Origin of the sequence: uncultured Nocardioides sp. (assembly GCF_947488025.1) — a bacterium.
GTDB lineage: Bacteria > Actinomycetota > Actinomycetes > Propionibacteriales > Nocardioidaceae > Nocardioides.
The window spans coordinates 21,374-36,688 of the sequence record NZ_CANKYS010000019.1; the positions used below are offsets into that span (position 1 = coordinate 21,374).

18 protein-coding genes are annotated in these 15,315 nt (G+C 66.9%); 15 read left to right on the forward strand and 3 right to left on the reverse strand.

All coding sequences use genetic code 11. The features are described from left to right. The first annotated feature begins 8 nt into the window (after nt 1-8). From Q1B24_RS20705 to Q1B24_RS20750, 10 genes are all read left to right on the forward strand, one after another. Nucleotides 9-656, forward strand: coding sequence for a TetR/AcrR family transcriptional regulator (locus tag Q1B24_RS20705; RefSeq protein ID WP_299932389.1), 648 nt, complete (start codon nt 9-11; stop codon nt 654-656). Nucleotides 657-968: 312 nt separating this feature from the next. Continuing rightward, nucleotides 969-1,256: a hypothetical protein gene (locus Q1B24_RS20710; RefSeq protein WP_299932391.1), complete on the forward strand. Its 288-nt coding sequence runs from the start codon at nt 969-971 to the stop codon at nt 1,254-1,256. 207 nt (nt 1,257-1,463) lie between these two features. Further along, nucleotides 1,464-1,895: a hypothetical protein gene (locus Q1B24_RS20715; protein WP_299932393.1), complete on the forward strand. Its 432-nt coding sequence runs from the start codon at nt 1,464-1,466 to the stop codon at nt 1,893-1,895. A gap of 88 nt (nt 1,896-1,983) precedes the next feature. Further along, complete coding sequence (locus tag Q1B24_RS20720; protein ID WP_299932395.1) at nt 1,984-2,955, forward strand: hypothetical protein; 972 nt, start codon at nt 1,984-1,986, stop codon at nt 2,953-2,955. After that, the gene (locus Q1B24_RS20725; RefSeq protein ID WP_299932398.1) at nt 2,946-3,587 is read left to right on the forward strand and encodes an ATP-binding cassette domain-containing protein; all 642 of its coding nucleotides are present in this window, start codon (nt 2,946-2,948) and stop codon (nt 3,585-3,587) included. Before Q1B24_RS20720 ends, Q1B24_RS20725 begins: the two co-directional genes overlap by 10 nt. Nucleotides 3,588-3,652: 65 nt before the next feature. Then, nucleotides 3,653-4,735, forward strand: a complete 1,083-nt coding sequence (locus Q1B24_RS20730; RefSeq protein WP_299932401.1) for a hypothetical protein — start codon at nt 3,653-3,655, stop codon at nt 4,733-4,735. A gap of 311 nt (nt 4,736-5,046) precedes the next feature. Then, the gene (locus Q1B24_RS20735; RefSeq protein WP_211730888.1) at nt 5,047-5,628 is read left to right on the forward strand and encodes a hypothetical protein; all 582 of its coding nucleotides are present in this window, start codon (nt 5,047-5,049) and stop codon (nt 5,626-5,628) included. Nucleotides 5,629-5,777: 149 nt separating this feature from the next. Next, nucleotides 5,778-6,392 (forward strand): recombinase family protein, encoded by a 615-nt coding sequence (locus Q1B24_RS20740; RefSeq protein WP_159899390.1) that lies wholly within the window; start codon nt 5,778-5,780, stop codon nt 6,390-6,392. Nucleotides 6,393-6,736: 344 nt separating this feature from the next. Beyond that, nucleotides 6,737-7,921: a S1 family peptidase gene (locus Q1B24_RS20745; RefSeq protein ID WP_299932411.1), complete on the forward strand. Its 1,185-nt coding sequence runs from the start codon at nt 6,737-6,739 to the stop codon at nt 7,919-7,921. 78 nt (nt 7,922-7,999) lie between these two features. Next, nucleotides 8,000-8,398 (forward strand): hypothetical protein, encoded by a 399-nt coding sequence (locus tag Q1B24_RS20750; RefSeq protein ID WP_299932414.1) that lies wholly within the window; start codon nt 8,000-8,002, stop codon nt 8,396-8,398. 389 nt (nt 8,399-8,787) lie between these two features. Here Q1B24_RS20750 and Q1B24_RS20755 read toward each other — a convergent pair whose 3' ends face one another. Together Q1B24_RS20755 and Q1B24_RS20760 are read right to left on the reverse strand one after the other, a co-directional pair. Continuing rightward, nucleotides 8,788-9,450, reverse strand: a complete 663-nt coding sequence (locus Q1B24_RS20755) for a pentapeptide repeat-containing protein (RefSeq protein ID WP_299932417.1) — start codon at nt 9,448-9,450, stop codon at nt 8,788-8,790. Between the two features lie 369 nt (nt 9,451-9,819). Continuing rightward, nucleotides 9,820-11,160 carry a serine hydrolase domain-containing protein gene (locus Q1B24_RS20760; protein ID WP_299932420.1) on the reverse strand — a complete coding sequence of 447 codons (1,341 nt, stop codon included), beginning with the start codon at nt 11,158-11,160 and terminating at the stop codon, nt 9,820-9,822. A gap of 210 nt (nt 11,161-11,370) precedes the next feature. On the opposite strand from Q1B24_RS20760, the gene Q1B24_RS20765 reads away from it, so the two are divergent. From Q1B24_RS20765 to Q1B24_RS20785, 5 genes are all read left to right on the forward strand, one after another. Next, nucleotides 11,371-12,690: an MFS transporter gene (locus tag Q1B24_RS20765; RefSeq protein WP_299932423.1), complete on the forward strand. Its 1,320-nt coding sequence runs from the start codon at nt 11,371-11,373 to the stop codon at nt 12,688-12,690. Between the two features lie 164 nt (nt 12,691-12,854). Next, entirely contained in the window at nt 12,855-13,091 is a 237-nt protein-coding gene (locus Q1B24_RS20770) for a phosphopantetheine-binding protein (RefSeq protein WP_299932425.1), read from the forward strand. After that, on the forward strand, nt 13,088-13,768 hold the full coding sequence (locus tag Q1B24_RS20775; protein WP_299932427.1) for a 4'-phosphopantetheinyl transferase superfamily protein: 681 nt from the start codon (nt 13,088-13,090) through the stop codon (nt 13,766-13,768). The genes Q1B24_RS20770 and Q1B24_RS20775 overlap by 4 nt, the downstream gene beginning before the upstream one ends. Nucleotides 13,769-13,803: 35 nt before the next feature. Then, nucleotides 13,804-14,088, forward strand: a complete 285-nt coding sequence (locus tag Q1B24_RS20780; protein ID WP_299932430.1) for an acetyl-CoA carboxylase biotin carboxyl carrier protein subunit — start codon at nt 13,804-13,806, stop codon at nt 14,086-14,088. Then, nucleotides 14,085-14,888, forward strand: a complete 804-nt coding sequence (locus Q1B24_RS20785; RefSeq protein ID WP_299932433.1) for a leucyl/phenylalanyl-tRNA--protein transferase — start codon at nt 14,085-14,087, stop codon at nt 14,886-14,888. The genes Q1B24_RS20780 and Q1B24_RS20785 overlap by 4 nt, the downstream gene beginning before the upstream one ends. Here Q1B24_RS20785 and Q1B24_RS20790 read toward each other — a convergent pair. Beyond that, nucleotides 14,875-15,027, reverse strand: coding sequence for a hypothetical protein (locus Q1B24_RS20790; RefSeq protein WP_299932436.1), 153 nt, complete (start codon nt 15,025-15,027; stop codon nt 14,875-14,877). The two genes, Q1B24_RS20785 and Q1B24_RS20790, sit on opposite strands and share 14 nt — an antisense overlap. Between the last annotated feature and the right edge of the window lie 288 nt (nt 15,028-15,315).

Consider the following 15,315-nt stretch of genomic DNA (forward strand, 5'->3'; position numbering starts at 1 on the left):
TGTCAACCATGCCGCCCAAGGAGTCGTCGAACGCACCCACCAGGCGCGGGCGCCTGCCGGTCCATGAGCGTGCCCGACGCGAACACGAGGTGCTCGACGCGGCGATGCGGGTCATCGTCAACCAAGGCCCCGCGGCCGCCACCATGCAGGCCGTCGCGGAAGAGGCACACGCCTCGAAGGAGACGTTGTACTCATGGTTCGGCGACCGCGACGCCCTGATCGCGGCACTGATCCGGGCAAACGCTGACGCCTCCGCCATCGACCTCACCCGTTCCCTCGACCAGCCGGTGACCGATCCTGCGACCGCGCGCACCACGCTCGAGGGCTACGCCCACGCGTTGCTGACGCTGCTGACGGGGGAAGTCTCGATCGCGCTCAATCGGGCGGCGATGACCGCGCCCGTGCTCGCGGCCGAGCTGCTGCACTCAGGTCGACACCGAGTCGGTCCGATCGCCGTGGCCTATCTCGCCAGGCTGTACGACGCCGGCCTGAGCCCACACGCCGACGCCCCGGCGGCCTTCTCCTTCCTCTACGGGCTGGTCGTGCAGGACACCCAGATCAGGACGCTCCTGGGCGAGCCCGCCCCCAGCTCACGTGAAATCACCGACCGCGCCCGATGGGCAGTGCGCACCTTCCTCGCGGCCGACCCCCTCTGAACTTTCATCTCACCGGCCAACCCCGCAGCCAGGCAACGAACCGAACGAGGGTCGGCATGTGGGCACGCTCCGCGTGACGATCCGCTTGCGGTGATGATGTCGGCGGGATCACTGAGCGCCTTCACTCGCCGCATCGCGTTCCAAATGCGGAACACTGTGACGGCCCGATTGTGTCAATTAACTCGTCGAGCAACTGGCCGGTGGGCTCAAGACCCCCAAGTCGTCAGATCCCTCTTGACACCCGAGAGGGTGAGGACTATCAAGAGCCCTAAGGCCCGCGCCACGGGGACGCGGCCAACTCGGGGAGGACAAATGAAGAGAGTTGTTTTGGCGATCGTAGTGGTGGCTACGTCGTTGTTGCCAGGTCTAACGGTCAGCCCGGCGCAGGCGCTCGCGTGCAGCGGCAGCACCGGCAATACGTCTGAGTACGCGCGAACGATCGACGGCAACGGTCAATGCGGGACCGTGAAGGCGCGTCACAAGTATGACCCGCCGTGGAGCGCCAACGATTACTGGACGGCCTACGACGTCGATGCCGACGTTGCGCAGAGTGCCCGCAATTCGGTGGCCTACCTTTGGGACAATCTCTTTAACCAGTAGCCGAGGCTGAAGAGCGTGATTCCGACGCACCGGCGCGTACGCCGAGCACTTGTGCCCCTGCTTGCCCTGCTCTTGAGCTGCGGCGCGTGTCAATCCTCGAACGACGACACCTCAGCTGCAGGCTCGGCAGGCGGGGGCCAAAGTCCTCCGGCGGGGTCCATTCTGGAACTGGCCCGAGAGGGCGGCGCCTCGAAGGAGCAGTTGGACGTGCTCAGAACCCAGGCGCCGACCTTCGAGTCGTACCAGACAGCGGTGGATAAAGCTCTGGCATGCATCAGGCGCGCCGGAATAGATGTCATCGGAGACTCCGTCGTGCGCGATAGCGGCTACCCAGAAATCGCCTACTCATTCGCGGCCAGCTCTGCCGGCCGCAGCGATGAGCAAACGCTAGCGTTAGCCGATGCCTGCGTAGCTGAGCACTCTCGATGGGTGGAGGAGGCATACCTAACGTCGCCTCGCGTGGTCGAGGCTAAGGAACTCCAGTTCGATCCCTACCGCTCAGCGCTGACAACATGCTTGGCTGAGCTGGGCGTCGAACTTCCAACAGATGCCACTCGCGGAGAGATACTCGTGGCGGCCGCCGAGGCGGCGACAACAGAAGGACGAGACTGCATTGACGAAGTCGGGTACGCACCTTGAGCCTGACTCCAACGATCGTGGGTCCGTCCGCCGAACCCCCGCCCTTCTGCTGGCGGTCTTGGCGTTCCTGACGCTCTCTGCTCTAGTCGTGTCGACCTACCTCGTACGAACCGCTGCTCCCGACGTGCTGCGCCCCGGCCGCAAGGTCGAGCCGACCGTGGTTCCGGTCCAGGCGAACGACCGCACAGAGACCATTGGCGTGGGCGTCACGGTCGAGCAGAACCCCGGGTTGGCCCTCAGCTCGAACGCTAGTGGCCGCCTGACATCAATGCGGCTACGCGCCGGTGATCGCGTTCAATCGGGCCATGTCGTTGCAAGGATCAACGACGTGTCCGTCGTGGCCATGGAGTCTGCCGCTCCGCTGTACAGAGACCTGGCAAGCGGAGACACCGGGCGTGACGTCGCCCGCCTTCAGGGATTCCTGCGGGTGCTCAATCTCCTTGCGGAGAAAGAGATCTCGGGGTCATACGACGCATCTACCGCGGTGGCCATCGGGCGCTTCAAGCGGCGGTATGGCATTTCCGGTGACGCAAGCACTTTCCCACTTGCGTCGGTGGTATGGGTGGGTCCGCGAGGCATCAGGGTGGCACGAGTAGAGGCACGCCCCAACAGCGTCGTAGCAACTGGCACCGTACTGGCCACCGGCATGCGTGAGGCGATCGCAATTGCTGTAAGTGAGCCGGCTGGTGGCATCGCAGACACGCCGGGAGGCCACCTGCTGCAAGTCGCAGGGTCACAGGCGCCGTATCGACGCGGTTCTGGACTCATCACGCAGCAACGGTCGGTGTCACGCATCGCGGCCGTTCTTGGCACAAGCGGCGAAGGAGTTGGCCAAGTCGTCACTCGTCGCCCGACGCGGGTGCTCACGCTGCCAGCTAGCGCAGTCGTTACGACGGAAGCAGGTTCGATGTGCGTCTACACCTCCGCTTCATCGCAGCCAATCCTGGTGGAGCCTCTAGGCGGTGGATCAGCCGGTACCGTCGACGTACCGGAAGCTACACAGATTGACGCAGTTCTCGTCAACCCGTTGCAGGTGATCGAGGAGCCCGAATGCCGTTGACGGCTGCTCAGCTCACCTTCGGGTACGGCGAGCGCAGCTTGTTCCGCGATCTATCGCTGAGGGTCGACCGCACGGACTCAGTGGCGATCGTCGGTCCCTCCGGGAGTGGGAAGACGACATTGCTCGGCCTGCTGGGTGGTCTGATCAGACCACAGTTCGGGGTCGTAACTATCGATGAACCAGGCTTCACGCACGTGCAGGCCGGAGTGTCCTGGGTCCTTCAAACGATGAACGTCCTGCCTCACCGCAGCGTCGTCGACAACGTTGCGCTCGGAGCACTGAGTGAAGGCCTCGACTACGTCTCGGCGCGTGAGCGTGCACACGAGGCGATCGAGCGCTTGGGGATCAGGCATCGAGCCTATCGCCCGATCAGAGAACTCTCCGGCGGCGAAGTGCAACGAACCGTCATCGCTCGAGCGCTCGTAAGCGGTCGACCCTTCATTCTGGCCGACGAGCCGACTGGTCAACTCGACCGCGACAACACTGAGCTCGTCGTGCAGGCCCTGCTACGGACCAGGTCCGACGAACAAGGCGAACGCCGTGGCCTGGTCATCGTTACTCACGATCCGGCCGTTGCCGAAAGGTGCGCAACCCAACTCACTGTCACCGACGGGGGGCTCAGCCCCGCATGAGAGGCGACACAATAGATGGAGGAGTAGCTGGTTGGGGCGTTCGCGTCGCAGCTCACGAGGGAGCTATGAACTTCCTGTGCGGACAGGTGACGACGTGGCTCATGCTGATCATGTCGACTGCATCCTTCACATGTGTGGCATGGCTCGATACACACACAACTGCTCGCATCGTCCGTGAGCAGCAGGAGTACGACGCTTCCGGTGGTCGTACCTTGGTCGCCACGAACGAGGACGCCGGAGTCTCACAGCGAGCGTGTGAGTCCCTGAACCTCGTGTCAGGCGTCGCAGGTGCAGCGGCGATCACGCCGCAGCAGAATCCCGCAGGGCTCGCATCATCGCCCGACGCAAACATCCCGATCGCAACAGCCACTGCCGGCATCAGTCGTCTCATGGGCATCGACGAACTTGGAGACGCCGTTCTGTTCGACATCAACACCGCTCGAAGGCTGGGCTTGATCGACTCTTCGTTGGTACGACTGCAGGCAGCCGACACGTCAGACGGGCCCACGAACGCGGCCGCCACAGAACAGCTGCTTCCGCCGTCGACACTGCGAGTACGCACGGCACACGGCCTGTCGCTACTCGGAGAGGACGTCGCCGGCGGAGCGATCCTGCCGGCCGCTGCCGTTGGACGCGCAACCTACTGCGTCGTCCAACCGACCACTTTTTCCCAGTCGGCCATTCGCGATGCCCTGCCGGCGCTGCTGGGCGCTCCGCGAACCGGCACCCCGACAATTGTCTCCGATCGCCTCTTGTCAGGTCGGTTCGTACGCAACTTCGCGGAGGAGTACCAGAACCGTCTCTCTAGTCGTGCTGCCACAGCAGCCGGAATTGGCATCGGGATGCTGTGGGTGTTGTTGTGCTGGACTCGGCGAGACCAAGATGCGCTCTATTCCACGCTCGGAGCGGGGTTGGCGATAAGGGCGATCATCCGAGTGTCCGAGGTACTGCTACTTCTAGGCACCGCGTCAGTGGTATCCATCACCCTGGCGGCAAACGTCGGCTTGACCCAACAGGTGGACCCCGACCTGATGTGGCCCTCGGTCGTAGGGAACGTCGGCCTCTGCACCAGCACGGCGCTTCTGACTGCCCTGCTCGCCGCCTTTATCCCGGTTCGATCACCACTGTCGGCCCTGAAGGATCGGTGACCGGTACGGGATCGGTGATCGGGACCGGTACCCGCCGCAAGAGGTAGCCCGCGACACTAGCCGGTGGTGTCGTCGAGTCTGCGGCCATGAGCGAAGACTTGAGAGGGCATGACTTAGCCCCGGCGACATGGCCAAGGCCAGCGGTCCACCGGGGCTTTCAAGAGGAACGATACGTGAGAATGGGGGCGATGACAACGTCGCCACCGCCTCCGCCGAGTCCTGGGCCACCCGCGCCTGGGCCATGGGTAGAGCGCTGGCTGAGCCAGCCCCGACACGGTGTCTACCTGGCCGCCAGCCAAGGCGACCCGCAGTTGGCTCTGGACCTGTACGAGTGGAACGCCGAGATCAGCGCCGCCCTGCTGCGAGATCTCGCCCACCTGGAAGTCGGGCTACGCAACGCCTACGACCGCGCGCTCAGCGCGCGGTGGCCCGGACCCCCGCACTGGACCACGGCCAACATCCCGGCCTTCGCGCCGTTGTGGCGCACCCGTCGTGGTCGACGAGTCGACGTCAACCTGCGGACACGTGAGTCACTCCACCGTGCCGTGGACTCCGCCGGCGGCCCCGCCGCTCCACCCGGCAAGGTCATTGCTGAGTTGATGTTCGGCTTCTGGCGGTTCCTCAGCTCCTCCGCCCATGAGAAGTCGCTGTGGGTGCCATCCCTCCACCAGGCGTTCGCACCGGGCACTGACCGGCGCGACGTCGACCGCCCCATCGGACGTCTGCACGGTCTGCGCAACCGAGTGGCCCACCACGAGCCACTCCTCAGGTACGACATCGCGGGACGCGTCACCGACATCGCGACCGTCGCCGGCCTGCTCGATCCCGACCTCGGCCGGCACCTGAGCGCGACCAGTCGAGTCACCCGGGTCCTCGTTCAGCGCCCCCGCTGAACACGAGACTGGCAGCTCGCCGCCGAGGTGGCAGAGGGGGCTTGTCGAAGACGGCCCGCAGCGAGTTCCTGGTGAGGTCGAGCCCTGCTCGATGCCCGAGCCGACCCACAGCCCTGGATCGGCCGGACCAACCCCATTGGAGGTGCGCCATGAACGCACTGCTTGTCGGGTACGCCCGATGCTCCACCGATCAACAAGACCTCACCGCGCAGCGTGACGGGCTGCTCGGACTCGGTGTCGAGGCCGAGCGGATCTACGTCGATCACGGCCTGACCGGCACCAACCGCGAGCGCCCCGGCTTGCGCGAGGCGCTGGCCGCCTGTCGTGCCGGGGACACGTTGGTCGTGACCAAGCTCGACCGGCTGGCCCGGTCCCTGCCTGATGCCCGGGCGATCGCCGACGAGCTCACCACCCGCCAGATCAGCCTCAGCCTCGGCGGGTCCGTCTACGACCCCACCGATGCTGTCGGGAAGCTGCTGTTCAACGTCCTCGCGATGGTCGCTGAGTTCGAGTCCGACCTCATCAGGCTTCGCACAGTCGAGGGCATGAAGGTCGCCAGGGCCAAGGGCCGGCTGAAGGGCAAGCAGCCCAAGCTAAGCCGCAAGCAGGAAGCGCACCTCGTCTCGCTAGTGCACAGCGGCGAGTACAGCACCCTCGAGGTAGCTGAGCTGTTCGGGATCGGCCGCTCGACGGTCTATCGCGCCATCGAGCGCCAACGAATCGCGGCCAAGGCCGATCTTGCTGACGCCTCCACACGACGCTGATCGTCACCTCGTTGGCGTCCCGCAACCGACACCTCGGCGGGACGCCGATGAGCGGAACTGATCGGAGCCGGTCTCGACCACAGCGGTTTGCCCAGTGGGGTTCGGCCTGCGGGACGGGCCGAACGTCCCGAGGTCGACTTAGCCGCTGACCACCTTTCGCCGAGCCGTGGTCCACCCTGGACGGGTCTGGAGCTGATTAGCCTTCCCGCGCTCTCGCCGCTGACGACGGCTTGTACGGAATTGGTTGACGTCGGGGCGAAATCGACGCAGGCTGCGCTCACCATCGTGTATCTCGGGGAGGAATTATGCGGGGGATTATCGCGGTTCGGCTTGGCGGTGCCTTGATGGGCGTCGCACTCGTCGGCACTTTCTTTGGCCCACCGACACATTCGGCGACGGCCCACGGACCATCAACATCGGTAGCAGCGATCTCGACGCCGAGTGAGGAGCTCCTCCGGCACGCACAGTTTTACGCCAAGGACTACAACGTCACCGAGGTCGAGGCGCTGCGACGTCTGGGTTTGATGACCGCAGCGGAGCAGTACATGACTTCAATGGAAAGGACGCATCCCGACCGCTTCGCGGGCGCGTGGATTGAGAACACCGCGGATACCTTCGCCGTGCACGTCCGCTTCACTGCGGGTCCGGAAGTTCTCGATCCTCATACAGCTCTGGTCGCGGTCGGGTTGCCGATCGAGGCGACCTACACGGCTGAAACGACTCTGGCGAAGCGGATCGACCTGACCAATACCGCGAACGGTGAGTGGATCAAGGCGCTTCCCGAGATGGTGGGCCTCTACCCAGATGTTAAGTCCGACGACATCGTGGTCGTGCTGAGCAACGGCTCCCGCATGACGTCTGCCGAAACCGAAGAACGGCTTGGACTGTCGAACGTGCGCGTGGAGTACGCGGAAGGAACCGTCGGTGATAGCAACAAAGGCGGGCTCCGCATGACCTCCTGCACGACCGGCTTCACGGTGATCAACTCCAGCACGCTGAACAAGTCGGTCGCCACCGCCGCGCACTGCGCTGACTCGTTCCAGCAGTACACGAAGTGGGAGCCGTCGGACGGGGTCTACCACACGATGAACTTCCGCGGCCAGGTCCGTGACGCCAACGCCGACATCGCCTGGTACGGAACCCCTGCGCACGAGGTCCGGCCGCGGTTCTACGGCGCCATCCGCGGCGGTGAGGGAACCGAACAGACTAGTTGGGGTGCGGCCGGCGTGGGGTCGCATCTGTGCCATCAGGGCAAGACCACCGATTACTCCTGTGGAGACGTCACCAGCGTGAGCTACCAGCCGACGTACGCTGGTGCATGTCCGAGCACGTGCAACTCGTCCTTCGTTAGAGTCTTCGGGTCAAACCTCAAGAATCTTCCCGGCGACAGTGGCGGCCCGTGGTACCGAGATTCCACCATCTACGGGGTACATAAGGGCGGTCAGTACAACGGGTCCATACCTGGCCAAGTCGCGTATTACAGCAAGTACCTCTACCTCCCGACGCAGCAAAGCCTGCTGACGAACTGAGTAGATTCTGTAGGAAGCGAAGCCCGCCGGTCTGCGCGTCAGATCAATAGGTGACAAACCTACCCATGGAGGCTGATCATGCGGATCATGATGCTAGCGGCGGCGCTGATGCTTTCCGGTTGCGCCGGATCGCCCGGCAGCGGACCGTCGTCCCAGGTCGAGGCGCACTTCGGAACCTATGAAGCAACGGGTGAGGGCGGCGATGCTGCTGAACTCTCGGGGAAGCTTGTAGTGCGTGGTGGCTGCTTCCTCGTCGACACCGACACCATGACGTATCTCCCGCTCTTCCCGACCGATCACGTAACCGCGCCGGATAAGGAGACGCTGGTATACGACGACCAAACCTTTCGGGTGGGCGAGACGATCTCTCTGGGCGGCAGCGCGACCCCCCAGGACTCGGCCGTTTTGGAAAGCGCCATCGTTCCGGAGTGCAACGGCGTGTCGTCGGACTTCTGGACCGTCGCCCAGAACAGCTGAAACTGGCGCTCAACGCCGTGATCGTCTCCCGGCGCGGGTGCCAAAGTACGGGGGTCTACCTGATGGACCGGCCGGCATACCGGGCCCACGGTTCGGCGGCCTTGGCGTGGAGGAAAGCGACTTGGGTGCAGTAGCCGAGTACCTCGCGACGAGCGAGGGCGGGCATTCGAGGACGAGCTCACCGATGGCACGGTTGCGGGCGCAGCCGCGTCGGAATCACGCCGTCCATCGCCGCAAGCCGTTCGCCCTGCGGCACGTCCGGACCTGCCGAATGAGCGGCTACTCCGACGGACCGTCAACCATCAGGGTGAGAGCACGAAGACCGGGGTATGCGTCCCTGTAGAGATGTGACCCATCCGTGCAGCAGACCGAACGTGCCTGCCACGGGGTCAGTCCTCGACGCTAAGTCCGACCTGTTGCGCGAACAGCGGAGCCAGCTGGGTCAACTGTTGGTAGTCCACTGTCGCGCCACCCAGGTCCATCAGCCCATCGATGGTCTCGAGGTTCGCACCCCGGAGGTCGAAGTCCTCGAGCTTCGCGTGTTGGACGTTGAGGCTGGCGATGCGGACGTTCTTGAACTCGACCCGTCGGACGACGGCGCTGAGCAGGTCAAGTTCGCCGATGACGCAGTCGGTGAAGGCGACGTCGACGAGTTCGGCGCCGCGCAGGTTGAGGTAGTCGATCTTGCAGTGGGCGAAGTGCACTGAGCGCCACTGAGCTTCGTAGGCCTCGAGCCCGCCGACGCGGGCGCCTACCCGGACGTCTCGCCACACGGTACGCGGTGCCCGGACGATGGGGATGTGGACCTGGTCGAGCTCGACCTCGCTGAACCGAGCCCCTTTGAGGTCGACCTGGTCGGCGTTGAGCCGGGTGAACTGGGTTGCCGACACCGCCGCGCCGGGAAGTGCGAGTTCGCGAAGGGTCAGGTCGGCATAGCGGACACCTTCGAGGTCGGCGTTCTCAGTGAGGTGGGCCAAGTCGCCGTCCTCGAGCCGGCCGAACCGGATGGAGTCGATCTGGGGTGCGTTGACGGAAGGGCGCGCGGAGGGCATAGCTGCTCCTGAGATGGGTGCGAAGAAGTCGATCAAGCGGGCGGGGTGGACAGTCGCGACTGTCTGGTCATGATTCAAGCGGCCCGTCTTGGCGACCTCGTGAAAGCAGGCCCCCACAGGCGGCTGTGAGCGGCCGTCGGAGGAAACCAAGTCATGTCGGGGAACCGCACACGCCAACGGGGCGGCGACAAGAGAGTGGTCCTGAGACAGTCTCCTACGCTCAGGCGGTGGGAATTTCAAGTGGGTTGCCGTCACAGCTGCCCCGGTCCCCCCTTGCGCCGGGGCAGCTCAGTGGCTTCTTAGGAGCCGCAGGTCAAGCATTCGCTTGTGCAGGCCCCCTTGCCGAAGGTAGTCGCTGGCTCCGGTCCCTCAGGGTTCCTGCGAACGCCGGGCGCTCCGCTGCAGGAGGTGGACCAGTCCGGGCCGCCCGGACGCGTCCTTGTGAGAGAACCCCAGCCCGACGAGCACCTCGACGTTGGGCATCCGGAACGCGTGCACACCCGGCGAGGCCTCCCATACGGGGCATTGCTCTAGCTCGATGAACAGGCCGCCGCGCGCCCCGCGGTTGCGGCTCGAGAGCACCGTCGCGCCGCTGGCGTCGGCGTCCACGACGAACTCGGCGGACTCCCACTGGTAGACGCCGTGCAGACGGGGGTCGCGGGCGCGGGGCAGCCGGGTCTCGTCGAGCTGTGGCGCGACCGCGCCGAGCACGGCGGCGGATGTCTCGGGCAGGAGGTCGAAGTACGGCCAGCGACGGGTCCAGGCGTTGGCGAACAGCGCGAGTGCCGTGCCGCGCGAGGGAGCGATGCGCAGGTAGGTCTCCTGGCCGGCGTCGGCCCCGCGGGAGTCCAGGACCCGCTCCTGCCAGCGCGAGCCGATCCATCCGATGCCGGCGTCGGCCCAGTAGGGGTCGTGCATCTGCACGCGGGGCTCGCAGAGTCGGTCGCTGGCGGCGGCCGTGAGCAGCCGATCGGGATCGTGGGCGCCCCGGAGGCAGTCGCGCGTGGCGGCGATGGCGTCGGCGGCGGAGCCGAACAGGGACGCGGTCGCCGCGATCGCCCGAGGCGCGAGGGGGACCGGGAGGGTCAGCATGGTCCCCGCGCGGTTCGGGACGTGCCCGCGAGCCGTACCGGCGGCGCTGCGCACGCTGTCGTCGGTGGTCGCGCCGACGGCGCCGAGGGGCGTGAGGACCCGGTCGGGCAGGTAGTCGTGCCAGCCGCGACCGAGCACCCGCTCGATGCACGCGGCAGCGATGAGGAAGGCATGGTTGTTGAGGGAGTACGTCTCGCCCGGCTCGGCGATGCGCTCGAGGTGGCTCGCCCCCTGCATCACGGCCTCGACCGCCGACGGGGGCCCGTCGGCGTCGAAGGACCCGACGAGCCCCGACGAGTGGGAGAGCAGGTCGCCGAGCGTGACGGGTCGTCCGTCGGGGCCGTCCGGAAGGGCGAGGCCGGGGAGGTACTCCGAGGGGGGTGCGTCCAGGCTCAGGCGGCCCTCGTCGACCACGGTCATGCCGGCCACTGCTGTGACCGTCTTGGTGAGGGAGGCGAAGGGGAACCGGGTCTCGGGGGTGATCGGTGCACCGCCGTCCGCCACCGCGCCCGAGCAGACCGTCCACGTCTCGTGTGCGTCGCCGATGGCCAGCTGCGCACCTGGCATCCCGGTGCGCCCGACGAGGTTGTCGAGCTCCTGCTGGGCCAGGTCGAGCACGTCGGACAGCGACGTCCCTGCTCCACCACGGCCGGAGCGTCCGGGGTCTCGTCAGACCGGCGCGCCAGCATGCCGTCAAGGGTCTGCACCACGGTGTCCACCCGGATATGGTGGGACCACGACCGGGCCTTCGCTCATGGGACGCATCCCAAGAGTCGTGAGGCTCGCCCACCAAGGTGCCGGGGAGATCCAGACTTTAGACTCGCCCGCATGTCTGACTCGGGCACCACGACGACTCCTGCCACCCTGTGGCGCCATCGACCCTTCATGGCGTTGTGGTCGGGGCAGACTGCCTCGCAGATCGGCTCAGCGCTCACGGTCCTGGTGCTGCCGCTCCTCGCCATCGAGGAGCTCGGCGCCGGTCCCCAGGAGCTGGGCATCCTGCGCGCGATGTTCGCCTTCGCCGCGATCATCGCCGCCGCCCCCAGCGGCGTCATGGTCGACCGCGCCCGCAAGCGTCACGTGATGGTGGGCTGCGACCTCGTGCTCGCGGCGTCCCTGGCCTCGGTGCCCGTCATGGCGCACTACGGCGTGCTGACGATGCCGTACCTCTACGTCGTGGCGTTCGTGAACGGTGTCTTCGGGATGATCTACGGCATCGCCTACCACGCCTACGTGCCGCGGCTCGTCGGCCGCGCCCTGTTGCAGGACGCGAACTCCAAGATCGCTGCGACCGAGTCCGCCGCGAGGATCTCGGGGCCTGCTCTGGGTGCGGCGATGGCCGCGTGGATCGGAGCCGCGCTGACCCTGGTCCTCGACGCCTTCACCTATCTCTTCAGCGCCGTGCTGACGTGGTTCTTCACCCCGCCCGAGAGGCACCAGAAGCGGGCTGCGGACGAGCCCCGCCCCAGCATGTGGGTTGAGGCTCGCGACGGTGTCCGCGTCGTGTTCGCCAACCCGACGCTGACCCAGACCGCGCTGACCACCATCGGCTCGATGATGGCCCTCGCCATGGTGGACGCCGTGCTGATCTACTACATGGTCAGCGTGCTCGACGTGTCCAAGGGGGTCCTGGGCGCGGTCTTCGCGATCGGCGAGGCCGGCGGGCTCATCGCGGCTGCGCTGGCGTCCAAGCTGATGACCACCTACGGCGGCGCGCGGATGATGTGGATCGCGGCGATGATGTCCCCGCTCGCGTTCCTTCCGCTGCTGGCGACCCCGGCCACGGCGCCCTACCTGATCACGGTCTACATCTTCTGCACCGCTGCGCGCTTCGTCACCTTTGACATCGCCCAGTACGTCTACCGGCAGTCGGCCTGCCCGCCCGAGATGTTCGGACGGATGACGGCGTCGATCCGGCTCGGCATCGCGGTCAGCATGGTGATCGGTGCACTGCTGGGCGGCTTCTTCGGCGACCTGTACGGCCCCAAGTTCTCCCTCGGCGCTGCCGCGGTCGTGGTCTGCGTGGCCAGTCTGCCGGTGCTGTTCTCACCGCAGCTCCGGCGCGCGAAGCACATCGACGAGCTCCCGGGGTGCGACGGCGAGCAGACGCTCGGCGCCGCGGAGCGCGAGGACGCCGTGTCGCGCTGAGCCCTCGCAGCCGGGCGAGCCAGGCTCAGCAGCGATCGTGGCGCTCGTGCAGGAGCACGTCCGAGGCGCCTGTGCGGACGAGCTGCTCGACCAGCGGGTCCTGGGCCGCGAACGCAGCGCCGCAGGCCCTGCCTACGGTGAGACCAATCGAGAGGAGCTCTTGCATGAGCAACGACGGCGAACAGATCCGGTCCCACATCACCACGGCGTGGCGGTCCGTCCTCGGCACCGACGAGGAGTTCGAGGATGACGACGACTTCTTCCTGATGGGCGGTCACTCGCTCCTCGCGCTCTTCGTGGCCGAGCACCTCGAGCAGAGTCTCGAGCGCGAGGTGCCGATGCAGACCGTGCTCGACAACCGGCGACTGGGCGAGCTCGCGACGGCGCTCGTCACGCGATGACCGCCACCGTCGCCGTCGCGCACGCCGCGCCCGAGCTGCTCGACGGACTGGACCTGTCCCTGGTCCCCGAGAGCGAGCACGCGAGGTTCGCCAAGCGTCGGCGAGAGGACGACCGGCTGTCCTTCCTCGCGGCGTGGGCGGTGGCGTCGAGGATGGTGGCCGATCGCATGGAGACCGACGTGGACCAGCTGCGGGTGGTCCGCACCTGCATCCACTGCAGCTCGGAGGAGCACGGCAAGCCGCAGTTCGTGGACAGCGGACTGGACCTGTCGCTCAGCCACACGCGTGGCGGGGTCGCGGTCGCCCTCGGCACCGGCTGCGAGGTGGGTGTCGACATCGAACGGGTGCCGGCCGAGCCCTGGCCGCCGGAGATGGTGCGAGTCGTCGTGGGTGACGACGAGCCCATCCCGTTCCCCGGCCAGGAGGTGCGCGTCTGGACGGCCAAGGAGTCGGTGGTGAAGTGCCTGGCCGTGGGGCTCATGGCGCCGGTCAAGGACCTGGCGATCGCCTTCAGGCCAGAAGGACCGGTCGTGGTGCGCTGGGACACCCGCCCGGACGTGGTCGACGATCTCGTCCTGCGCGAGCTCGACGTTCCGGAGGACTTCAGCGCGACGCTTGCCGTACGCGTCGCCGGCGGAGCGGATTCCCTCGACCTGGACTACGAGAGCCTGACATGAACGGTGGCGACCCCTGTCGCGGTTGCGCGATCGGGGTGGCAAGTCCGGGCCACGACGTCCACATCCGCACCGAGGTGCCGGGAGTCATCCTCTCCGTGGGCGTGCGTGAGGGGGAGCACGTGACCGAGGGCCAGCACGTCGCGCTCCTGGAGTCGATGAAGATGGAGATCCCGGTGCTCGTGGAGAAGGCCGGACGCGTGGCCAAGGTGCTCGGCCGGTCGGGTGACTGGATGGGCGCGGGTCAGGTGCTGGCGCTCGTGGAAGGCGCGCAGCGGCCGCTGGGGTCGACTGCGCACGACGAACAAGGAGCAGACAGGTGACGACACCTTTGCCGGGTGCCCGACCGGGCCCGGGGCCCGAGGAGGTCCCGTACGCGATCAGCACGCACATCGACGCGGAGCGGATCATGGCTGGAGTCAGGCGCGGCGAGGTCGTGCTGCCGAGCGAGAGTCCCAAGTGGAGCGAGGTGCTCAGGCACCGCTTCGCCGGGGTCGACCTCGTCGACTACGACCATGACGAGCCGACGGGTTTCGAATACGTCTGGTGGCGTCCCACTCCCGCGTGCGTCATCGACACCGGTGCCATCCGCGTCGGGACGAGCCTGCGCCGCGCCCTGCGTCGCAACGGTTGGACCTCGACGGTGGACGGCGCCTTCGAGCGGGTGCTCGACGAGTGCTCGCAGGACCGCCGTCCGTCGTGGATCACCCCGCGCTACCGCGCGGTGCTGGGCGAGCTCTTCGACGACGGTTGGGCGCACAGCATCGAGGTGTGGGACGGAGACGACCTCGTCGGGGGAGGGTTCGGTTTCGGGTGGGGCCAGGTGCTGACTCTGGAGTCCCTCTTCTCCCGGGCCGACGACGGTTCTCGCGCGGCGGTCGCCGACGTTAGCGCGCGCGCCGAGTCCGCTGGCGTGCGCTTGATCAACCTTCAGTGGCCCACTGCCCACTGCCAGCGAGTGGGGGGACACGAGGTCCCGCGTGATCATCTCCTCGAGGCGTTGTCCGCCGCTGAGGGTCGTCTTGCGCTCCCGACTGGCCGAGCGGACGTCGCGCGGCTCCTTGACCGCTCGTCCTACGGCGGGGCGCCAGCCGACAGCCCCGACGACGCTAGTCGGCGGTGAAGCCCTCGCGCCGGGCGCGTTCCTCGAGCGTCTCGAACGCGTAGGAGAAGATCACCTGCCAGCTGCGATGACCGAGGACCTCCTCACGGCGCTGGCACGAGCGCCACTCGTCGCGCCTCGGCCTCGCTGGTCGCAGCACCCGATCGCGTCGCCGCCCACCAGCAGGCTGTCGGCGCCGGTGGTCCAGATGGCATCGTTGCGGAATAGACCGACGAGCTCGTCGAGCACCGCGACAGCAGCTATGGGGCTCCGAGGTCCTTCCGCTAGGAGTCGGCCCGCTCATCGAAATCGAAACCGGTCGCCCTATTGACGCTCCCGGGATAGCAGCGGGATCGTCGCGCGGGACGCGCGCAGCGGGATCGTCGCGCGGGACGCGCGCAGCGGGATCGTCGCGCGGGACGCGCGCAGCGGGATCGTCGCGCGGGAC